The organism is Rhodococcus sp. 05-2256-B1 (genome assembly GCF_002258465.1).
Classification (GTDB): domain Bacteria; phylum Actinomycetota; class Actinomycetes; order Mycobacteriales; family Mycobacteriaceae; genus Rhodococcoides; species Rhodococcoides fascians.
In genome coordinates this window covers 258794-280312 of the sequence record NZ_NOZA01000031.1, presented here as the reverse complement: position 1 = coordinate 280312, position 21519 = coordinate 258794, and the positions used below count along the sequence as shown (strand labels likewise).

The window sequence follows — 21519 nt, the reverse complement described above, 5'->3', positions numbered from 1 at the left end:
GGATAATCTTCGTCACGTGCCTGAGCCGACCGAACTGCCTGCAGGAACCGACGATGCCGCCGAGGCTGCCGGAGTCGAACTCGATCCTGCCACCCCTGCCGACCGCGAGCGGTGGCAGACACTGGCCGAGGAAGTACGTGGACATCAATTCCGCTACTACGTACGTGATTCGCCCATCGTCTCGGACGGTGAATTCGATGCCCTGCTGCGCGAACTGAACGATCTCGAACAAGCCCACCCGGACCTGCGCACGGCCGACTCACCGACTCAACTCGTAGGCGGTGGTTTCGCGACGGAGTTCACCGCCGTCGACCATCTGGAACGAATGCTGAGCTTGGACAACGTGTTCGATCACGACGAGCTCCGTGCGTGGGCCAAGCGGGTCGAGACCGAGGCCGGTCCGGATCTGCACTACCTGTGCGAAGTCAAGATCGACGGTGTGGCGTTGAACCTGGTGTACGAGAACGGAACTCTCGTGCGCGGTGCGACCCGAGGTGACGGGCGGACCGGCGAGGACGTCACGCTCAATGCTCGGACGATCGACGACATACCCGATACCTTGACCGGCAGCGCCGAATATCCGATCCCGGAGCTGCTCGAGGTGCGCGGGGAGGTGTTCTTCCGGCTCGAGGACTTCCAAGCACTCAACGCGGCGCTCGTCGAAGAGGGCAAACCCCCGTTCGCCAATCCGCGGAACTCGGCGGCGGGCTCGCTTCGTCAGAAGAATCCGGCCGTGACCTCGAAACGGCGTCTCGGCATGATCTGTCACGGCTTCGGACGGATGGTCGGGTTCACCCCCGATTCGCAATGGCACGCCTACGAGGCTCTGCAGGCGTGGGGTCTGCCGATCTCCACCCACACGACGCGCGTGCAGGGCATCGACGCCGTCGTCGAGAAGGTCGAGTACTGGGACAAGCACCGCCACGACGTCGAGCACGAGATCGACGGCCTGGTGGTCAAGATCGACGAGATGTCGTTGCACCGTCGGCTCGGAACGACGTCGCGAGCACCGCGGTGGGCCATCGCGTACAAGTACCCACCCGAGGAAGTCACCACCACCCTGCTGGACATTCGCGTCAGCGTCGGCCGAACCGGTCGAGTGACTCCGTTCGCGTACATGACGCCGGTGCTCGTCGCGGGGTCCACGGTGTCTCTCGCGACCCTGCACAACGCGTCGGAGGTCAAGCGCAAGGGCGTTCTGATCGGTGACACCGTCACGATTCGCAAAGCGGGAGAGGTCATTCCGGAGGTGCTCGGCCCGGTCGTCGACGCCAGGACCGGCGACGAGACCGAATTCGTCATGCCCACCGAATGCCCGGAATGCTCGACGCCGTTGGCACCGGCGAAGGACGGCGACGCGGACCTGCGCTGCCCCAATTCGCAGTTCTGCCCGGCGCAACGCCGTGAGCGTGTGTTCTTCGTGGCCGAACGGCAGCGTTTCGACATCGAGGGTCTCGGATACGAAGCGGCGACGGATCTTCTGGCCACCGGTGCGATCGAGGACGAGGGCGATTTGTTCTCGCTCACCGAAGAAGACCTGATGAAGACGGCGATCTTCCGCACGAAATCGGGCGCATTGTCGGCCACCGGTCGCAAACTGCTCGACAATTTGTCCTCCGCCAAGAATCAGCCTCTGTGGCGAGTGCTGGTGAGCCTGTCCATTCGCCACGTCGGCCCCTCCGCGGCACGAGCCCTCGCCGGAGAATTCGGCAGCCTCGAGCGCATCGAAGCAGCGTCCGTCGAGGAGTTGTCGGCGGTGGACGGGGTGGGCGGCACCATCGCGGCTGCTGTGTCCGAATGGTTCGAGGTCGACTGGCACCGGGCCATCGTGGAGAAGTGGCGGAATGCCGGTGTGCGGATGGAGGACGAGCGAGACGCCTCCATCGAGCGCAATCTGGAAGGCCTGTCGATCGTCGTCACCGGTTCGCTCGAGTCCTACTCGCGCGACGAGGCCAAAGAGGCGATCTTGCTGCGGGGCGGAAAGGCCGCCGGTTCGGTTTCGAAGAAGACGGCGTTCGTCGTCGTCGGTGAATCGCCCGGTTCGAAGCACGACAAGGCCGTCGAGCTCGGCGTACCGGTCCTGGACGAGGCAGGGTTCACGCGTCTGTTGACCGAAGGCCCGGACGCAGTGTCGGAGCCGCCGACGGATACCGACGCGTCGCAGTAGGGGAGACCGGGCGAGTTCCGGTGATCAGGTCAGGACGGTTGCGACGATCCCGGCGAGGTAACCGAGCCGGGCTACCTCCGACGGCCTGAACTCGGGCCCTCCCGGCCGGCCGAGCATCAGCACGGTGCCGGTGGTGCCGAGGGGAGCGGCAGCGATCTTGGTGTCCATGTCCCGCCACACCTGAGGTACCCAGTCTGCGTCGGAGTCGAGTGCAGCGGGAGAGGTCAACGGGAACCAGGGTAGTTCGGCGGCGTGTGTTTCGGGTGCGCCCGGGCTACCGACCAGGCGGAACGGACCGTGCGCGTTGGTGGCCACCACGGTGCTCCAGCCCACGCGCAGAACGCGGGGAGCGCCGTCGACCAGAACTTGCAGACGGTCGTCGGATGCCGCTGCGACCCGGTCGATCAGTTCCAGTTCGCGATGGGTGTCGAGAACGCCGGTGTACGGCCGGATCGAGTCGACCCGGACGTCGGTGAGGTTCTCGGCTGCAGTGATCAGTGTGTCGGGAAGCGAACCGGGCGCGACGTCGACCACCAGGTCGTCGACCGCGTAGCCGTCGCCGCGTTCGATGACGTCGAGCGAGAGGATGTCCGCTCCGACCGAGCCGAGGGCCACGGCCAGCGATCCGAGGCTGCCCGGCCGGTCGGGCAGCTGCACGCGGAGCAGGTAGGACATGGCACGCTCCCTTTCGACGTCTGGCGTAGTTCAGGGAACACTGTGCACCCCCGGCGCGAGCAATCTTTGCATCTTCGACCTGGCCGGCTCGACACGCAACGCGGGACGTGACAATTCTGACACTCGTGCGGGCGAGATCGGCGGCCGATCGAGACCGCTGACCGGGAGTGAGGTCGGCGAAACGGTGCGCACTAGGCTGGACCGCGTTCGCGGACCTGTGCGGTTCGCTCTGCGCAAATACGGGGCCGGTTCCTGCAGGCCCCACTCCTACTGTGTGAAAGGGGTCTACGCGGTGCCCGATATCTCCCGCGACGAGGTCGCTCACCTCGCCCGGCTGTCGCGCTTGGCTCTCAGCGACGCCGAACTCGACGAGTTCGCCGGCCAGTTGGATTCGATCCTCCATCACGTCAAGACCGTGGCCGAGGTGGCGACGGACGACGTTGCGCCGACAGCCAACCCCAGCGACATCGTCAATGTGACGCGTCCCGACGTGATCGTTCCCGGTCTGACGCCGGAGCAGTCGCTGTCCGGTGCACCGAATGCCGAGGAGGGCCGTTTCGCGGTGCCGCAGATTCTGGGAGAGAGCGAATGACCGACCTGACCAAGCTCGACGCGTCCGAGCTCGCCGACCGTATCCACTCGCGGGACGTCAGTGCGGTGGAGGTGACCCGGGCACATCTGGATCGGATTGCCGAGGTCGACGGCGACCTTCACGCTTTTCTGCATGTGGCGAGCGCGCAGGCGCTGGCCGCGGCGAACGACGTCGACGCCGGGCTGGCCGCGGGCTCGGCACCGGCCTCACCGCTCGCCGGGGTGCCGTTGGCGCTCAAGGACGTGTTCACCACCACCGACATGCCGACCACCGCCGGCTCGAAGATTCTCGACGGGTGGGTGTCGCCGTACGACGCGACGCTGACCTCGAAGCTGCGAGCGGCGGGCATTCCGGTTCTCGGCAAGACCAACATGGACGAGTTCGCGATGGGCTCCTCGACCGAGAACTCCGCGTACGGACCGACCAAGAACCCCTGGGACACCACCCGGATCCCGGGCGGCTCGGGAGGCGGAAGCGCGGCTGCGCTCGCCTCGTTCCAGGCACCGTTGGCCATCGGCACCGACACCGGTGGATCCATCCGGCAGCCCGCGGCACTGACCGGCACCGTGGGAACCAAGCCGACGTACGGCAGCGTCTCGCGGTACGGACTCATCGCCTGCGCCTCCTCGCTGGATCAGGGTGGACCCTGTGGTCGTACGGTGCTCGACACCGCGTTGCTGCACGAGGTCATCGCGGGTTACGACCCGCGGGATTCCACGTCGGTCGACACCCCGGTTCGTCCCGTCGTCGAGGCGGCCCGAGAGGGCGCTCGCGGCGACCTGACCGGAGTGAAGGTGGGTGTGGTCAAGGAGTTGCACTCGGACAACTATCAGTCCGGTGTCATCTCGTCCTTCGACGCCGCAGTGGCCGCATTGACTTCGCTCGGCGCCGAGGTGGTCGAGGTGTCGTGCCCCAACTTCGTCCACGCATTGGCTGCGTACTACCTGATTCTCCCGTCCGAGGTGTCGTCCAACCTGGCTCGGTTCGACGGAATGCGGTACGGCCTGCGTGCGGGCGACGACGGCCACCACAGCGCCGAATCGGTCATGGCCACCACCCGCGCTCAGGGGTTCGGGCCGGAGGTCAAGCGCCGCATCATGATCGGCACCTACGCGCTGTCGGCCGGTTACTACGACGCGTACTACGGCTCGGCCCTGAAGGTCCGCACCTTGATCGCGCAGGACTTCGACGCGGCATACGAGAAGGTGGATGTGCTCGTATCGCCGACGACCCCGACGACGGCATTCCCGTTGGGCGACAAAGTCGACGACCCGATGGCGATGTATCTCAACGATCTGTGCACCCTGCCCACCAACCTCGCCGGCCACTGCGCGATGTCGGTGCCGTCCGGACTGGCGTCCGAGGACGGTCTGCCGGTGGGTCTGCAGATCATGGCTCCCGCGTTCGCAGACGAGCGGCTCTACCGCGTCGGCGCTGCGTACGAGGCTGCCCGCGGCGATCTGCGGTAGTTCGAGGTGCTGCATCGGTGGGCCGCCCGGTTGGCGCATCTGCCCTTGCTCGGTGGAGCGGTCCCGGTCATCGGATTGGCGGCGGCCACGGTGCTGGCGATCGTGGCCGCCGGTGCGATCGTGGTTCGCATCCGCCGTGGCCGTCCGCTCGGCTCGCCCGTCGGTGGGCTGAGCGCACTGGGCCTGGCAGCGGCGCTCCTGGTGGCGACCGCCGTACTGACCAACCTGACGGTGACGCGGTACCCCACGGCCGCGTCGGCACTCGGGCGTGCGCCGGTCGTGCACGTCGAAGGACACGGCCGGTTGTTCGACGTGGAGGTGCCCGGCACGGTGTCGCAGTTCCGTGCTCGTCCGGCGACGGTCTATCTCCCGGCCGCGTACGACGACGGGGCGGACGACCTCCCGGTACTGGTGTTGCTCACGGGACAGCCCGGCCATGTGGTCGACTGGATCGAAGGTGGCCGACTACCGCAGACGATGGACGCATTCGCGGCACGTCACGGCGGCGTCGCCCCGGTTGTCGTCGTTGCCGACGGGCTGGGGGACACCGAAGCCAACCCGATGTGCATGGATTCGGACCTCGGTAATGCTGCGACGTATCTGACAGTCGATGTCCCGCAGTGGGTTCGGTCGAACCTCCACGTGTCCTCGGACCCGCGATCCTGGGCGGTCGGCGGGTACTCCTACGGCGGAACCTGCGCCCTTCAGCTCGCGACGACGGACCCGTCGGCGTACCCCACATTTCTCGACATCTCCGGTGAGGACGAACAACGTCGTGGCACCAGAGCGGAGTCGGTCCTTGCTGCGTACGGGGCGGACACACCGGCCGACGAGGATCGGTTCGATCGTTCTACGCCGCTGAACGTGCTCTCCCGCAACAGCTTTCCCGACTCTGCCGGTGCCTTCGTCGTCGGAGCCGACGACGAGGAGTTCAGGCCGCAGACCGAGCGGGCCTACCGGGCAGCCGCCGCCGCGGGCATGGATGTGCACTACAGCGAGCTGCCGGGAGGACACTCGATGCAGGTCTGGGCGCCGGCGCTCGATCAGGAGATGGACTGGCTCGGCAATCGGCTCGGTCTGCTCGGCTGACGGACCAGCACTCCCTTTTCCGGCGGCCCCTCTCGTTAGCGGCAGCGAGCCATGGCCTCGCCTTGGTCGGTCCCGTATCGATGGCCGTGGCCCGACGTGACATCCAATGCGGCGAGCAGGTCGACGGACGTCTGCAGGAAGCCGACGACAGGCAACCACGGCGGCCGTGGGGCGTCGATCGTGAACGTCGTCGTATCCGGCGGCGACCACAACAGATCGAGAGACCATCGCGCGACGGGGTCCGAGGAGTTGGCCAGGACGGCGGCACCGTCGGTGTCGACCGATCCCGCGGGCGGGCCGGCCCAGACAGCCCCGCAGAGTGACGAAATGTTCTGTTGCACGGCAAGGTACGCATCACTTCCTGCAACCGAACCCAGGCTCTGGCCGTACACGACGACTTTCGGTGTGGTCGGCTCCGCCGCCGCTCGTGTGGCGACCGCTCGAACCACGGCGTTCGCGGACCGGCGGGCGTCGTCCTCGGCGAACAGGAAGGTCGCCCAACTTGGCTTGTCGGAGTACTGCACCGCCACCGTCGCGACGTCACCGCCGAACGTTCTTTCGGCCCCGGTGATCGCATTCTCGTCCACCCAGCCGGACCCGGTGGGAATCGCGACCACGACGACGCTGCGTTCGAAGGCTCCAGCCCGTTCCATCTCGGAGACGGCCAGTGCCACACGCTCGTCCGGTGTCGCGGCCGACTCGAGTCCCACGTACGTGCGTACGGTGTCGAGATCCTGCCCTCCCGACGCGAACGCGCGGCCCTCGCGTCCCAGTGTGCGCCACGGTGCCGAGGATCCGGGACCGCCGGATCTCGTCTCCGATGTCGGGGCGGCCACTGCGTCGTCCATCGCCGAGTTCGAGGCCGAGTACGAGGCCGACAGAGTGGACCGCACGAACGGAACGGCCAGGGTGTACGACAATGCAGCGACCGTGACGAGCAGTGCCACGCAACGGTTCCGGCCCAGAGCGGAGAAGATTCGCCGGAGCGCGCTACCGGCTCCGCACAGTACGAGCGCAACGCACAGGGCACCCCCGGTAACGTCGACGGCGTAGCTCCAGCTCACCGGCTCGACGTCCATCGCGGCTCGTAATCGATTCTGCCAGTGCATGTTCGAGGCCAACGCGACGCCCGAGATCAATGCAGCAGTGACGACGGTCCACGCTCGTAGCCGTAGCGACGCGGGCCGTCGTGGCCCGAACACCCGTCGGCCCGCACATGCGACCGTCAGAGCGAGTGCCACCATGAATCCGGTGAACAGGGCCGCAGTGACGGCGGAGCGGGGCAGAAGTGACGGAACCGAGGAGATCGCCACAGCCGCTGCAACGGACACCGACGTGCCGAGTCTCGGCAAGCGAAGACGGTTGGGCGACTCGACATCCGATGCGACTGGGGTCTCGACCTCGCGGTCCGGGATGGCCGTGGTGGACATCAGCGTCGGTCCGTGCGGGTCGGGGTCATCGACACACGTCGGTACCGCGCGACAACGGACGCGATCAGCAGCGTCAGCGCCAGCACGGCTCCGAACAGTGTCAGGGGCATGGCGGGTTCGGCGACCGGTGCACCGAACGATTGTCGCCAGGAATTGAGGTCGACTGCCGTTGCCGCCACGACCGCGGCTGCGTCGCAGATCTGCCGGGACCCGTCGTCGGTGCGATGGTCACAGGCGTCGTGCATGCGACTGTCGAGTTGGGCGTCGATCGCCCTGCGCCACTGTGGGTCGACGGTCGTCCCCGTCGCGCTCGCGTACCGGAGGAGGTCGTATCCCAGGTCGTGGGCTCGGCACGCAGCCTCGAACTCGGGTGGCAGTGGGATCGGGGACGAGCAATCCCCGCCGGGATTGCTCGCCATCCCGTCCTGCACCGCGGGCCGGTAGCCCATGACGTCTGCGAAGTCGCTCGGGATGGTCGACGCAGCGTCCTCGGCGGGTTCGGTGACCAGTGCACGAACGGTCAGTGCCATGGGGGAGCGACGGTCCTCGGTGGGTGACGACGTTGCTGCTCCCGTCGTGGCGGTCACGACGACGATGGCAGCTGCCACGCACATCAGGGTGCGAGATATGTTCCGGCTCATGAGGATCGACGCTAAGTTCGGCCGGCCGAGGCAAGCATCGCTCCGAGGTTCGGCTGTGGTGAGTGCCCCCGGGACCGGTTCGACGCGGTCCTGATACCTCCGAGCCATGCCGAACCGATACCCCGGTACGAGGACGCCGGTGGTCGATGCTGCCTAGGCTCGAGACGTGCGAAAGAAAAGGTCGACGAGTCTCGAACTCGGGGTACGTGCTCGGCGCAGGGTGCCCGAGCAGATCGGCGGCGTCCGTTCGGTCGACGTGCTGATCATCGCGGTGACGGCAATTCTGTACTCGATCGCGTGGCCGACACTGACGGTCACGCATCAGGTTTCGGTTCCGTTGCTACCGTTCGTCGCAGCGTTGGCAGCGTTTCCGTTCGCTCTGGTCAGACTGAATCCCGCGATGGGGTGGGCAGTATCGGCGCTGTCCGCGTTGGTGATTCCGGCGGCATTCGACCGCGTTCCGGGTTACGACTACCCGTGGCAAGTGGTGCACGTCCTCGTCCTGTTGACGTTGTTGTTCGCGGTGGCGCTGCGTTCTCCGGTGCCGGTCCTGTTGGTGGCGTGGTTGGCCAGCATGCTGGTGTTCTTCGCGTACATGCCGGGCTCCGACGGAATCGGGTGGTCGGTGGGTCTGACTGCGGTGGTCGTGTTCGGACTGCTGATCCGGTGGCTCGTTCTCTCGCGCAGGCAGCTTGCGCAGCAGGAGGAGGTCAGCGAACTCGAACGCACTCGCCGCACGATTCTCGAGGAGAGGGCGAAGATCGCCCGCGATCTGCACGACGTCGTGGCACACCACATGTCGATGGTCGTCGTGCAGGCCCAGAGCGCGCCGTACCGACTGGACGACGTGTCACCGGCCGCGGCCCGGGAATTCGAGTTGATCGGCGCGAGTGCACGCGAGGCGCTCAACGAGATCCGGGGGATGCTCGGGGTTCTGCGTAGTGATGGAGCGCAGATGCAGGACGCGCCCGCGCCGAGTGCACTGGATCTCGAACGCACATTGCAGGCGAGTCGCAGAGCGGGCATGAATGTGCGGTGGACCATCACCGGTACCGTCGAATCGGTTTCGGAGACAACAGGACTGGCCCTGTTCCGTATTCTGCAGGAATCGCTGTCCAATGCCGCGCGCCATGCGCCCGAAGCCGAGGTGGAGGTGTGTATCGCGATCGGCCCTGCCGTCGTGGACATGACGGTAATCAACGCACCGGCTCCGAACCCGAGCATCTCCCGCACTCCCGGAAGCGATTGCGGCGGGCACGGAATCGCGGGAATGCGCGAGCGAGCGCAGGCCGCACACGGCCGGCTGCATGCAGCCCCTCTGCCCGGCGGTGGGTTCGAGGTTGCGGTTCGTGTGCCGACCGGAATGTCGACTCCGCCGGCAACGGGTGACGCCGGCGACGCGGTTTAGGCTGTCACGCGTGGTTACAACGGTGTTCATCGCCGACGATCAAGCGATGGTGCGGCAGGGGTTCGGTGCACTGCTCGGCGCTCAGGACGACATCTCGGTCGTCGGCGACGCCGACAACGGTCGTACCGCCGTCAGGGAGGTAGCGCGGCTGTTGCCGGACGTGGTGCTGATGGACGTGCGCATGCCCGAGATGAACGGGCTCGACGCGGCCCGCGCGATCCTGTCCGCGTCGCACGCGTCGCCGGTCCGCGTCCTGATGCTGACGACCTTCGACATCGACGATTACGTCTACGAGGCCCTGGCTCTCGGGGCCAGCGGATTCCTCCTCAAGGACGCGCCGGCCGAGGAACTGATCAGAGGCGTACGAGTCGTCGCGGCCGGCGATGCGCTCCTGGCACCGTCGGTGACCCGACGGCTCATCTCCGACGTCACGACTCGTCGCGGTGCGCGGAGGAACACTCCTTCGCGCCTGGCCGATCTGACGCCGCGCGAGCGCGAGGTTCTCGAACTGATCGCGACCGGTATGTCCAATGCGGAAATTGCAGGTGCGCTGTTCTTGGCCGAACAGACGGTCAAGACCCATGTGGGCAAGGTGCTGAGCAAGCTCGGGCTACGCGACCGCGCGCAGGCGGTCGTGCTGGCCTACGAAACCGGTGTCGTCACGCCCAAGTGAGGCCGACCGGTACCGGCGCGCGCGGGGACCCACGCCCGATTAGGCTGATGTTCGTCACTTCGGTCCGCTCCGCGGGCCTGCGAGCAGAGAGGCCAAAATCGATGCGCATCGGAGTTCTGACCGGAGGCGGCGATTGCCCAGGGCTCAATGCGGTGATCCGCGCTGTCGTTCGCACCGCCGACGCGCGATACGGCTCTACGGTCGTCGGATTCCAGGACGGGTGGCGTGGGCTTCTCGAAGACCGTCGGGTCCAGCTGCGCAACGACGACCGCAACGACCGGCTGCTCACCAAGGGCGGCACCATGCTCGGGACGGCTCGAACCAACCCCGACGTGCTGCGGGCCGGTCTAGACCGAGTCAAGCAGACCCTCGAGGACAACGGCATCGACGTGTTGATTCCGATCGGCGGTGAAGGAACTCTGACGGCAGCTGCGTGGCTGTCGGAGGAGGGCGTACCGGTGGTCGGTGTCCCCAAGACGATCGACAACGACATCGATTGCACCGACGTCACATTCGGCTTCGACACGGCGCTCACCATCGCCACCGATGCGATCGACCGACTGCACAGCACCGCCGAATCGCACCAGCGAGTGATGCTGGTGGAGGTGATGGGCCGACACGCAGGCTGGATCGCGTTGCACGCGGGATTGGCCTCGGGCTCGCACATGACTCTCATCCCGGAGCAGCCCTTCGACGTCGAAGAGGTATGCACGTTGGTGCGCAAACGTTTTCAGCGGGGCGACTCCCACTTCATCTGCGTCGTGGCCGAAGGTGCAAAGCCCGTCGAAGGGTCGATGCAATTGCTCGACGGCGGTATCGACGAATTCGGGCACGTCCGATTCACCGGAGTCGCACATCAGCTCGGCGTCGAGATCGAACGTCGCATCAACAAAGAGGTACGCACCACGGTGCTCGGGCACGTGCAGCGTGGCGGCACTCCCACTCCGTACGACCGTGTGCTCGCAACGCGATTCGGTGTCAACGCCACCGATGCCGCGCATTCCGGAGACTTCGGAAAGATGGTGTCGCTGCGCGGTGCCGAGATCGGCCTGGTGTCGTTGGCCGAGGCCACCAAGCAACTCAAGCGGGTCCCTCAGACCCGGTACGACGACGCAGCAGCGTTCTTCGGCTGACCCCGAGGCGATCGGTGCGCGAGGACACGTGGTTACTCGGGTGGCGAATGCAATGCATAAACTACGGAGCATGACTGCTGCAACCGTCGATCTGATCGATTACGACGATGTGCTCGCCACGTTCGACCCCGTGCTCGGCATGGAGGTCCACGTCGAGTTGGGTACGGCCACCAAGATGTTCTGTGGTTGCCCCACCGCGTTCGGTGCGGAGCCCAATACGCAGGTGTGCCCGGTGTGCCTGAGCCTTCCCGGCGCACTGCCGGTGGTCAACGCTGCTGCGGTGGAGTCGGCGATTCGTATCGGGCTGGCGCTCAATTGCTCGATCACCCCGTGGGGACGGTTCGCGCGGAAGAACTACTTCTACCCGGATCAGCCGAAGAACTACCAGATCTCGCAGTACGACGAGCCGATCGCCACGGAGGGTTACCTCGACGTCGTGCTCGACGACGGCAGCACGTTCCGCGTCGAGATCGAGCGCGCCCACATGGAGGAAGACACCGGCAAGTCGACGCACGTCGGTGGCGCAACCGGACGAATCGAGGGCGCATCGCATTCGTTGCTCGACTACAACCGCGCCGGTGTGCCCCTGGTCGAGATCGTGACCAAGACCATCACCGGTACCGGGGCGCGGGCACCGGAGGTGGCGCGGGCGTACGTGACCGCATTGCGTGACCTGTTGAAGTCGCTGAACGTCTCCGATGTGCGGATGGATCAGGGTTCGTTGCGTTGCGATGCCAACGTCTCATTGATGCGGAAGTCGGCCACCGAGTTCGGTACTCGCACCGAGACGAAGAACGTCAACTCGCTCAAGAGCGTCGAGGTCGCCGTGCGCTACGAGATGCGCCGTCAGGCTGCGGTGCTCGAATCCGGCGGCGAGGTGACGCAGGAAACCCGACATTTCCAGGAGTCCGACGGCACCACCACGGCGGGCCGGAAGAAGGAGACCGCGGAGGACTACCGCTACTTCCCGGAGCCCGACCTCGCTCCCGTGGCCCCGGATGCAGCGTGGATCGAGGAGCTGCGAGCCACTCTGCCCGAGCTGCCGTGGTTGCGCCGCGGGCGAATTCAGAAGGACTGGGGCGTCTCCGACGAGGAAATGCGCGACTTGGTCAACTCGGGTGCTCTCGAACTCGTGGCGGCGACCGTCGACGCCGGCGCGTCGGCGCAGGCTGCGCGGTCGTGGTGGGTGTCGTACCTGGCGCAGCAGGCCAACATCGCCGGCGTCGAATTGGGGGATCTGGCGATCACTCCGGCTCAGGTGGCCGAGGTGGCAGCCTTGGTGGCCGACGGCAAGGTCAACAACAACGGTGCTCGTCAGATCGTGGACGGCGTCTTGGCCGGTGAGGGCGAGCCCGCAGAGGTGATGTCGGCGCGGAATCTGGTGTTGGAGAAAGACGACACCAAGCTTCAAGCCGCCGTCGACGAAGCACTTGCCGCGAACCCCGGTGTGGTGGACAAGATTCGCAGTGGCAAGGTCCAGGCCGCCGGTGCCATCGTCGGCGCGGTGATGAAGGCGACGCGGGGACAAGCCGATGCCGCCCGAGTCAAGGAACTCGTGCTGGCGGCGTGCGGTCAGTCCTGATCGACGCATGAGCAGGGCGGCCGGGCAGCGATTGCTGCCCGGCCGCCCTTGTCGTTCGAAGGAGCTGTCGGATCAGTCGAAGCCGCCACCACCGCCGGCAGGGAACGGCACCTTGACGACGCGGTCGTCGGTGGGGCCGACGGCAGTGCCGTTCTTGTTCACCGTTCCCACCAGAATCTGACCGTCGCTCGTGCTGGTAGCCCCGTTCAACTGCCCGTACTTGTCCTGGATCAACAGGGTCGGCTCGGCCGAGACCGCTCCGGTGTTCGGGTCCGTGGCCAGTGCTGCAACAGCTTTCGCTGTGGTCAGGGCAACCGCGACGCCGCTCTGACCGGCGGCACACCCGGCCACACCCGGACGGTCGGGCCAGGTCCACACCGGGGAGAACACTGCTCCCAGCTTGTCGATGCGCTGCAGGCGATCCTCGGTGGCGGTGCGGTCGGTGACGTAGATGTTTCCGCTGCCGTCGGTGCACACGTCGCCCGCTGTGCCGATACCGCTGAGCGCGATCCCCGGCCGCGGGGGAGTAGGAGTCGGCGACAGTGACGTCACGCGTAACAGCTTGCCGGACAACGAGTTCGGATCCGCGGCGGCCACGGCATCGCCGTTGTCGCCGGTCAACACCAGAAGTTCGTTCGGCGTGTAGAACTCGAGGGAACCTCGGACTCCCGCGGCCCCGCGGGGGATCCCGGTCAAGATGTCCTTGGGTACGTCCCCCTGCGCGAGCCGAACGACCCGCGTATCCGACGCCGTCGTGATCAGCGCGTAGAGCAGTTTATCCTCGGCGTACGTGGGCGAGAGCGCGATGTCCAGCAGGCCCCCGTCGCCGGTGCCGTCGACGGGGATCGTGGCCACCTGCTGTGGCGTCCGGCCTGCGGTGACCTCCATGATGCGGCCGGTCCTGCGTTCTGCCACGAGGCTGCTCTGGCCGTCGGGAAGAGCTACGAGTCCGCCCGTGGTGTCGAGGCAGGTGGCGATCACTGCCGGGTCGGGATCCACGCACGGTCCCGATACGGGCTGCGGGGCGTTCGGACCCGCCGGGGGCGAGGTCTCGCTGGGTGTGGTGGGTTTGAGTTCGGCAGCTCCGACATCCGGCGCGGGAGTGAACGGGGACGAGTTGGAGTCGTCGAATCGGGCGCACCCGGCGAGCAGAACAGCCGTCGTCGACAGGGCGACGACAGCCGCGCGGGCAGTTCGTGACGATGCTCCGAGCGGCTTCATGGTTCGAACGTTACGGAACGTCGAGTCCGACGCGCCACGCGGCCGTGAGCGTCAACGTCGGTGGCGCGGGGTTGTCGGCCTTAGTGTGGGGAGGTGACCGATACACCGCGTGACCCCAACCAGCAGGATCCCTCGTACGAACCGGCCGAGAGCCCGTACGACAACCCCACCGAGAAGATTTCGCCCACGCGTTCGGGTTCCGACGCGTCCGGTGCATCGACCACAGCGTTCGGTGCGCAGCGTTCGGATCGTCTGCCCCGAACCGACGACGAGTTGGACTTCCCGCATTCCTCCGCATCCGACAAGCGGAGCACCGATGCGGCACCGACAGAGAAGATCCCGACGTACCGTCCGTCGGCTTTCGCCGACTCGCCGACCCAGACGCCGACGACGGCTACGACGGCCGGTGCCACCTCGAACGCGTACTCGGATCGTCCGACGGAGTATCTCGGTGAGTCCTCCGATTCGGCAGTCGCCGCCCCGGCAGCCCCGGTGCGCACCGAGACCGTGGAAGTTCCGGCCCGACGCGGCACCACCGATCTGGGCCTGTTCGTCCTACGCGTCGCCATCGGAGCAGTGTTCCTCGGGCACGGCTTACAGAAACTCGTCGGATTGTGGAACGGTCCCGGGCTGGACGGATTTCAGAATCTCCTGGAGGAGTCCGGGTTCCGATACCCGGAGATCCTCGCCATCGCGGCCGCGGCCGGCGAAACCCTCGGCGGCGCACTGCTGATCCTGGGACTGGCGACGCCGCTGGCCGGTGCAGCTGTGTTGGCGACCATCATCAACGCCTGGTGCTTCAAGCAGGTGGCAGAGCCGGGGCTGCAGTTCTCCGGTGCCACCGGCGTGGAGTACGAAACCGTTCTCGGCTTCGCGGCCGCGGCTATCATTCTCACCGGACCCGGAAAGATCGCGTTCGACGGCCGCCGCGGCTGGGCAACCCGCCCGCGCATCGGATCGTTCCTCGCACTCGCGGTGGGAATCGCTGCGGGCGTGTGCATCTGGATCTTCCTCAACGGAGCGAATCCGGTCGTCCGCTGATCCGGTCGACAACCAACCATGTGAGTGGTTCCTCGTACCCTGCTACGAGGAACCACTCACATGCTTTTCTGCTCAGGGCACGTAGCGCACAGCACCCTTGTCCGCGGATGTCGCCAGTGCGGCGTACGCGCGCAGCGCCGTCGTGACCGTGCGCTGTCGATCGACCGGCTGCCACGGCCGCTCGGACGCGAGCATCTTCGCGCGTCGAGTCTCCAGAGTTTCCTCGTCGACGAGGATCTCGAGCGTGCGCGTGGCGACGTCGATGCGGACCTGGTCGCCGTTCTCGACGAGGCCGATCACGCCGCCGGCCGCAGCCTCGGGGGAGATGTGTCCGATGGACAGGCCCGACGTACCGCCGGAGAACCGTCCGTCGGTGATCAGGGCACAGACCTTGCCCAGACCGGCACCCTTGAGGAACGCCGTCGGGTGCAGCATCTCCTGCATTCCCGGTCCACCCTTGGGTCCCTCGTACCGCACGACGAGCACATCACCGGGTTGGATCTTCTTCTGCAGGATGGCCGAGACGGCTTCTTCCTGAGACTCGACGACCAGCGCAGGTCCCTGGAACGAGAAGAGGTCCTCGTCGATGCCCGCGGTCTTCAGAATCGCGCCGTCGACGGCAATGTTGCCGCGCAGCACCACCAGACCGCCCTCGACCGTGTAGGCGTGTTCTAGATCGCGGATGCAACCACCCGCGGCGTCGGTGTCGAGGGAGGACCAGCGATTGCTCGTGGAGAACGGTTCGACGGTTCGGACACCGCCGGGAGCGGCATGGAACAGCTCGATCGCCTCGTCGGATGCGGCACCGGAGCGGATGTCCCACGTGTCGAGCCACTCGTCGAAGCTCTTCGTGTGGACGGTCGAGACGTCGGTCTCGAGCAGATTCGCACGCCGCAGTTCACCCAGCAGGGCGGGAATTCCACCCGCCCGGTGCACGTCTTCCATGTGGTAATCCGAATTGGGGGACACCTTGGCCAGACACGGCACCTTGCGGCTGATGCCGTCGATGGTGTCGAGATCGAAATCGACCTCGCCCTCCTGCGCCGCCGCGAGCGTGTGCAGCACGGTGTTGGTCGAGCCGCCCATCGCCACGTCCAGTGCCATCGCGTTGCGGAATGCCGCCGGGGTGGCGATGTTGCGGGGCAGCACCGACTCGTCCTCGTCCCGGTAGTACTTGATCGCCGCCTCGACGATGGTCGTGCCGGCCCGGGTGAACAGGGCGCGGCGGGCCTCGTGGGTGGCCAGAGTGGAGCCGTTGCCGGGCAACGCCAGCCCGAGCGCTTCGGTGAGGCAGTTCATCGAGTTGGCGGTGAACATGCCCGAGCAGGACCCGCATGTAGGGCACGCGCTGCGCTCGACCTCGTCCAGGCCCTCTTCGGATACGGCATCGTTCGCGCTGGCAGAGATCGCGGTGATCAGGTCGGTGGGTGCCTGCGCGACCCCTCCGACGACCACCGCTTTACCGGCCTCCATCGGCCCACCGGAGACGAACACCGCCGGGATGTTCAATCGCATGGCCGCGTTGAGCATGCCGGGGGTGATCTTGTCGCAGTTGGAGATGCACACGAGTGCGTCCGCAGTGTGGGCGTTGGCCATGTACTCGACCGAGTCGGCGATGATCTCGCGGCTGGGCAGCGAGTACAGCATGCCCCCGTGCCCCATGGCGATTCCGTCGTCGACGGCGATGGTGTGGAACTCGCGAGGGACTCCGCCTGCCGCGCGGACGGCGTCGGCGACGATCTCGCCGACGTTCTTCAGGTGAACGTGGCCGGGTACGAACTGGGTGTACGAGTTCGCGATGGCGACGATCGGTTTACCGAAATCCGAATCGGTCATTCCGGTGGCGCGCCACAGCGAGCGCGCGCCCGCAGCATTGCGTCCGACAGTGGTGACCCGTGAGCGTAGCGGCGGCATAGTGCAGTTCCTCGTTCGTTGCAGCGGTGATCGCAACGAGGAGGTTACTCGGCCCCTCGTCAGCGATCCTTCGGTGCCTGTTCGTCGTCGTGCTCGGCATTCTCGGCCTCTGCGCGTGCCTGATCCTCCGCCGCAGCTGCCGCGGCATAGGGGTCGGTGATGCGACCGCCGCTGGCGGCCGCGAGTTGGGGGAGCCGATCGAACCGCACGAGCGGAAGTGACTTCTCCGTCTTGTCGGTGAGCACCACGCGTGCCCAGCGGCGATCGGGGAAGTGCAGTCCGACCACGGACTCCCACTCGATGACGTCGGAGCCGATGAAACGGCGGGCCGTGATCGCCTCGGGGGTGATGACGGTGCGCACACGCAGCACCCAGATGCACGCGACGATCGGCAGAATCAGCAGCCAGCCCAGTGCGGCGGGCCAGCTCGCTGCAGGCAGAGAGGTACTGAACAGGAGCAACCCGACGCCGATCAGGGCCAGACGCGGGAGGCGGATGACCTGCCTGCTCGACGGCGGTGGCCCGTCGGCACTGTTCGGTTGCTCGGAACCGGTGTGGGATGATGGCCGAGGTGGTTCGGACTGCTGCGAAGACGACACCCATTCATCTTCGCATTGCATCTACGCGATCTCACATAATGGGATTGCGTCGTGACGAGTTTGACTCTTCCCTGTGCGCGCGCCTACCGTTCAGTGCGTGAAGCGGAATTGGATACTCGTAATCGGCCGGCGCGTCAACGCCTGAGCCGGTTGTTCAAACTCGCATCGACGCGCCACCCTCGTACAGCTCACGCTGACGGGGGTTTTTTCTTGCCCAGAGATCGCCCAGCAATTTCACATTCCTGAGGAAGCAATCAGTGAGCGCACCAACCGCACGCCCAGGGCCCACGACACGTAAGTCGGGGACAGCCACGAGCCCGTCGACCAGCAACCCGTCCGCAGACGCGGCGACCAACGGATCGCGACGCCACGTCGCACCCGAGAAGGTCAGCGGCGCACAGTCGGTCGTACGAGCTCTCGAAGAACTCGACGTCGACACCGTATTCGGCATTCCCGGTGGCGCGGTTCTCCCGGTCTACGACCCGCTCTTCGACTCCGTCAAGGTGCGCCACGTGCTCGTTCGCCACGAGCAGGGTGCGGGTCATGCCGCCACCGGCTACGCCCAGGCGACCGGCAAGGTCGGCGTCTGCATGGCGACGTCCGGCCCGGGCGCGACCAACCTCGTCACCCCGTTGGCCGACGCGCAGATGGACTCGGTTCCCATCGTCGCGATCACCGGTCAGGTCGCCCGCAGCCTCATCGGTACCGATGGGTTCCAGGAAGCCGACATCTCGGGTATCACGATGCCCATCACCAAGCACAACTTCCTGATCACCGACGGTGCGGACATCCCGCGCATCATGGCCGAGGCGTTCTACATCGCCGCGTCGGGTCGTCCCGGTGCCGTCCTCGTCGACATCCCGAAGGATGTGCTGCAGGCGCAGACCACGTTCTCGTGGCCGCCGGAAATGCGTCTGCCCGGCTACCGCCCGGTCACCAAGCCGCACGGCAAGCAGGTTCGCGAAGCGGCACGCTACATCGCCGATGCCAAGCAGCCGGTGCTGTACGTCGGTGGCGGTGTCATCAAGGCCAACGCGTCGGCAGAACTGCTCGAGCTCGCCGAACTGACCGGCATCCCGGTCGTCACGACGCTGATGGCGCGCGGGGCATTTCCCGACACCCACCAGCTGAACCTGGGCATGCCCGGTATGCACGGCACCGTCGCGGCGGTCGCCGCTCTGCAGCGCAGCGACCTGCTGATCACGCTCGGTGCCCGGTTCGACGACCGCGTCACCGGTCAGCTCTCGTCCTTCGCTCCCGATGCCAAGGTCATCCACGCCGACATCGACCCGGCCGAGATCGGCAAGAACCGATACGCGGACGTGCCGATCGTGGGCGACTGCGGCGAGGTCATCACCGAGCTGATCGAGGCCCTGCGGGCCGATCGCGCCACCGGAACGACTCTCGACCTCGAGCAGTGGTGGGTCTACCTCGACGGCATCCGCAAGACGTACCCGTTGAGCTACGACCGTCCGTCCGACGGTTCCATGTCTCCCGAGTTCGTCATTTCCTCGGTCGGCAAGTTCGCCGGTCCCGACGCGATCTACTGCGCAGGCGTCGGCCAGCATCAGATGTGGGCCGCGCAGTTCATCAACTACGAGAAGCCGCGCACGTGGCTCAACTCCGGTGGTCTCGGCACGATGGGGTACGCGGTTCCGGCCGCCATGGGAGCCAAGATGGGACTACCCGACGCCGAGGTGTGGGCCATCGACGGCGACGGCTGCTTCCAGATGACCAACCAGGAGCTTGCTACCTGCGCGGTCGAGGGAATCCCCATCAAGGTCGCGCTCATCAACAACGGCAACCTCGGCATGGTTCGGCAGTGGCAGACCCTGTTCTACGAGGAGCGCTACTCCAACACCAACCTCGGCACCCACGGTGCCGTCCGTATCCCCGATTTCGTCAAGCTTGCCGAGGCACTGGGATGCGTCGGTTTGCGGTGCGAGCGGGAAGAGGACGTGGATGCGGTGATCGCCCAGGCACGCGCCATCAACGATCGTCCGGTCGTCATCGACTTCATCGTCGGTGCCGACGCCCAGGTGTGGCCGATGGTGGCCGCCGGAACGGGTAACGACGAGATCATGGCCGCCCGCGGCATCCGTCCGCTGTTCGACGAGGACGAGACCGTGGGCAGTGAGCCAGGACTCGACGACGCGATGGAACGCGAGCAGGCACCGCACCCGATGAACAACGACGCGAAAGGCACGGACCTGTGAGCACCAGCCATACCCTCAGCGTTCTCGTCGAGGACAAGCCAGGTGTGTTGGCGCGCGTGGCCGCGTTGTTCTCGCGCCGCGGCTTCAACATCTCCTCACTCGCCGTCGGCGGCACCGAGATTCCCGATATCTCGCGCATGACGATCGTGGTGACGGTCGACGAGTTCCCGCTCGAGCAGGTGACCAAGCAGCTCAACAAGCTCATCAACGTCATCAAGATCGTCGAGCAGGACGACGATTCCTCGGTGGCGCGCGAGTTGGTCCTGATCAAGGTCCGCGCCGATGCCAGCGTTCGGAGCGAGGTCATCGAAACGGTGAATCTGTTCCGCGCCAAGGTCATCGACGTCTCTCCCGAGGCGGTGACGGTCGAGGCGACGGGCACCCGCTCCAAGCTCGACGCGTTGCTGAAGATGTTGGACCCCTATGGAATTCGAGAAATAGTTCAGTCGGGAGTCGTTGCCGTCGGACGTGGACCGAAATCGATCACTGCGTCGCGTTAGCGGCCTCGGTGACGAACATGCGTAAAACCCAAGAGGAAAGGTAACAACCAGTGGCAGTCGAGATGTTCTACGACGACGATGCTGATCTGTCGATCATCCAGGGCCGCAAGGTCGCTGTGATCGGCTACGGAAGCCAGGGCCACGCGCACTCGCTCAGCCTGCGCGACTCCGGCGTCGATGTTCGCATCGGCCTGGCGGCAGGCTCGAAGTCCCGCGCCAAGGCAGAGGAGCAGGGCCTGAAGGTCGGAACTCCCGCGGAGGTGTCCGAGTGGGCCGACGTGATCATGGTGCTCGCACCCGATACCGCTCAGGCAAAGATCTTCTCCGAGGAGATCGAGCCCAACCTGAAGGACGGCGACGCGCTGTTCTTCGGCCACGGCCTCAACATTCACTTCGACCTGATCAAGGCTCCGGAGTTCGTGACCGTCGGCATGGTTGCCCCCAAGGGCCCCGGCCACCTCGTGCGCCGTCAGTTCGTCGACGGCAAGGGTGTTCCCGCGCTCATCGCCATCGACCAGGACCCGAAGGGTGAGGGCCAGGCCCTCGCGCTGTCGTGGGCCAAGGGCATCGGCGGCACCCGCGCAGGCGTCATCAAGACCACGTTCAAGGAAGAGACCGAGACCGACCTGTTCGGTGAGCAGGCCGTGCTGTGCGGCGGCACCGAAGAACTCGTCAAGACGGGCTTCGAGGTCATGGTCGAGGCCGGCTACGCACCCGAGATGGCGTACTTCGAGGTGCTGCACGAGCTCAAGCTCATCGTCGACCTCATGTACGAGGGCGGCATCGCCCGCATGAACTACTCGGTGTCCGACACCGCGGAGTTCGGTGGGTACCTCTCCGGACCGCGCGTCATCGACGCAGGCACCAAGGAGCGCATGAAGGCCATCCTGGCCGACATCCAGTCGGGCGAATTCACCCGTCGCCTCGTCGCCAACGTCGAGAACGGCAACACCGAGCTCGAAGGCCTGCGCAAGGCCAACGCCGAGCACCCCATCGAGGTCACCGGCAAGAAGCTGCGCGACCTCATGAGCTGGGTCGACCGCCCGATCACCGAGACGGCCTGATTCTCATCGAATCGCGTTGTCACGCAATCTGATCGAAGGGCACCCCTGGATTGCCGGGGGTGCCCTTCGGTGCGTGAGTCCGGTGGCGTCACCGTGTGACGTCTC

At 66.2% G+C, this 21519-nt stretch carries 18 protein-coding genes; 12 read left to right on the top strand and 6 right to left on the bottom strand.

The features are described from left to right. The first annotated feature begins 16 nt into the window (after positions 1-16). On the top strand, positions 17-2167 hold the full coding sequence (gene ligA, locus CH285_RS21310) for an NAD-dependent DNA ligase LigA (protein WP_373454747.1): 2151 nt from the start codon (positions 17-19) through the stop codon (positions 2165-2167). A gap of 24 nt (positions 2168-2191) precedes the next feature. Here ligA and CH285_RS21305 read toward each other — a convergent pair whose 3' ends face one another. After that, entirely contained in the window at positions 2192-2842 is a 651-nt protein-coding gene (locus tag CH285_RS21305; RefSeq protein ID WP_027496633.1) for an amino acid-binding protein, read from the bottom strand. Positions 2843-3134: 292 nt separating this feature from the next. On the opposite strand from CH285_RS21305, the gene gatC reads away from it, so the two are divergent. Genes gatC through CH285_RS21290 form a run of 3 tightly spaced genes read left to right on the top strand, consistent with a single transcriptional unit; the run spans position 3135 to position 5992 of the window. Then, the gene (gene gatC / locus CH285_RS21300; protein ID WP_027496634.1) at positions 3135-3434 is read left to right on the top strand and encodes an Asp-tRNA(Asn)/Glu-tRNA(Gln) amidotransferase subunit GatC; all 300 of its coding nucleotides are present in this window, start codon (positions 3135-3137) and stop codon (positions 3432-3434) included. Beyond that, the gene (gene gatA / locus CH285_RS21295; RefSeq protein WP_032366363.1) at positions 3431-4903 is read left to right on the top strand and encodes an Asp-tRNA(Asn)/Glu-tRNA(Gln) amidotransferase subunit GatA; all 1473 of its coding nucleotides are present in this window, start codon (positions 3431-3433) and stop codon (positions 4901-4903) included. Before gatC ends, gatA begins: the two co-directional genes overlap by 4 nt. A gap of 6 nt (positions 4904-4909) precedes the next feature. Beyond that, complete coding sequence (locus tag CH285_RS21290) at positions 4910-5992, top strand: alpha/beta hydrolase (RefSeq protein ID WP_052053330.1); 1083 nt, start codon at positions 4910-4912, stop codon at positions 5990-5992. 35 nt (positions 5993-6027) lie between these two features. On the opposite strand, the gene CH285_RS21285 is transcribed toward CH285_RS21290, so the two are convergent. Together CH285_RS21285 and CH285_RS21280 are read right to left on the bottom strand one after the other, a co-directional pair. Then, positions 6028-7422, bottom strand: coding sequence for an alpha/beta-hydrolase family protein (locus CH285_RS21285; protein ID WP_094643043.1), 1395 nt, complete (start codon positions 7420-7422; stop codon positions 6028-6030). Next, complete coding sequence (locus CH285_RS21280) at positions 7422-8063, bottom strand: hypothetical protein (RefSeq protein ID WP_141214974.1); 642 nt, start codon at positions 8061-8063, stop codon at positions 7422-7424. The genes CH285_RS21285 and CH285_RS21280 overlap by 1 nt, the downstream gene beginning before the upstream one ends. 220 nt (positions 8064-8283) lie before the next feature. On the opposite strand from CH285_RS21280, the gene CH285_RS21275 reads away from it, so the two are divergent. The 4 genes from CH285_RS21275 (at position 8284) to gatB (ending at position 12859) form a co-directional block, all read left to right on the top strand. Then, a complete protein-coding gene (locus tag CH285_RS21275) occupies positions 8284-9471 on the top strand; it encodes a sensor histidine kinase (protein WP_094643041.1) in 1188 nt (395 codons plus the stop codon). A gap of 10 nt (positions 9472-9481) precedes the next feature. Further along, positions 9482-10144 (top strand): response regulator, encoded by a 663-nt coding sequence (locus CH285_RS21270; protein WP_027496637.1) that lies wholly within the window; start codon positions 9482-9484, stop codon positions 10142-10144. A 101-nt stretch (positions 10145-10245) separates the two neighbouring features. Next, positions 10246-11277 carry an ATP-dependent 6-phosphofructokinase gene (locus CH285_RS21265; protein ID WP_032366581.1) on the top strand — a complete coding sequence of 344 codons (1032 nt, stop codon included), beginning with the start codon at positions 10246-10248 and terminating at the stop codon, positions 11275-11277. Between the two features lie 70 nt (positions 11278-11347). Then, on the top strand, positions 11348-12859 hold the full coding sequence (gene gatB / locus CH285_RS21260; RefSeq protein WP_027496639.1) for an Asp-tRNA(Asn)/Glu-tRNA(Gln) amidotransferase subunit GatB: 1512 nt from the start codon (positions 11348-11350) through the stop codon (positions 12857-12859). Positions 12860-12931: 72 nt separating this feature from the next. On the opposite strand, the gene CH285_RS21255 is transcribed toward gatB, so the two are convergent. Further along, entirely contained in the window at positions 12932-14080 is a 1149-nt protein-coding gene (locus CH285_RS21255) for a PQQ-dependent sugar dehydrogenase (protein ID WP_032370765.1), read from the bottom strand. 93 nt (positions 14081-14173) lie between these two features. Here CH285_RS21255 and CH285_RS21250 point away from each other — a divergent pair, with 93 nt between their 5' ends. Then, positions 14174-15121 carry a DoxX family protein gene (locus CH285_RS21250; RefSeq protein ID WP_032372647.1) on the top strand — a complete coding sequence of 316 codons (948 nt, stop codon included), beginning with the start codon at positions 14174-14176 and terminating at the stop codon, positions 15119-15121. 72 nt (positions 15122-15193) lie between these two features. On the opposite strand, the gene ilvD is transcribed toward CH285_RS21250, so the two are convergent. Next, positions 15194-17035 (bottom strand): dihydroxy-acid dehydratase, encoded by a 1842-nt coding sequence (gene ilvD / locus CH285_RS21245; RefSeq protein WP_032370767.1) that lies wholly within the window; start codon positions 17033-17035, stop codon positions 15194-15196. Between the two features lie 59 nt (positions 17036-17094). Continuing rightward, entirely contained in the window at positions 17095-17634 is a 540-nt protein-coding gene (locus CH285_RS21240; protein WP_179274019.1) for a PH domain-containing protein, read from the bottom strand. A 257-nt stretch (positions 17635-17891) separates the two neighbouring features. Between CH285_RS21240 and CH285_RS21235 the strand changes: the two genes are divergently transcribed. From CH285_RS21235 to ilvC, 3 genes are all read left to right on the top strand, one after another. After that, complete coding sequence (locus CH285_RS21235; RefSeq protein WP_032366369.1) at positions 17892-19850, top strand: acetolactate synthase large subunit; 1959 nt, start codon at positions 17892-17894, stop codon at positions 19848-19850. Beyond that, on the top strand, positions 19847-20350 hold the full coding sequence (gene ilvN / locus CH285_RS21230; protein ID WP_008717436.1) for an acetolactate synthase small subunit: 504 nt from the start codon (positions 19847-19849) through the stop codon (positions 20348-20350). The genes CH285_RS21235 and ilvN overlap by 4 nt, the downstream gene beginning before the upstream one ends. Before the next feature lie 62 nt (positions 20351-20412). Continuing rightward, on the top strand, positions 20413-21414 hold the full coding sequence (ilvC, locus tag CH285_RS21225; protein ID WP_170944858.1) for a ketol-acid reductoisomerase: 1002 nt from the start codon (positions 20413-20415) through the stop codon (positions 21412-21414). Positions 21415-21519 lie beyond the last annotated feature (105 nt).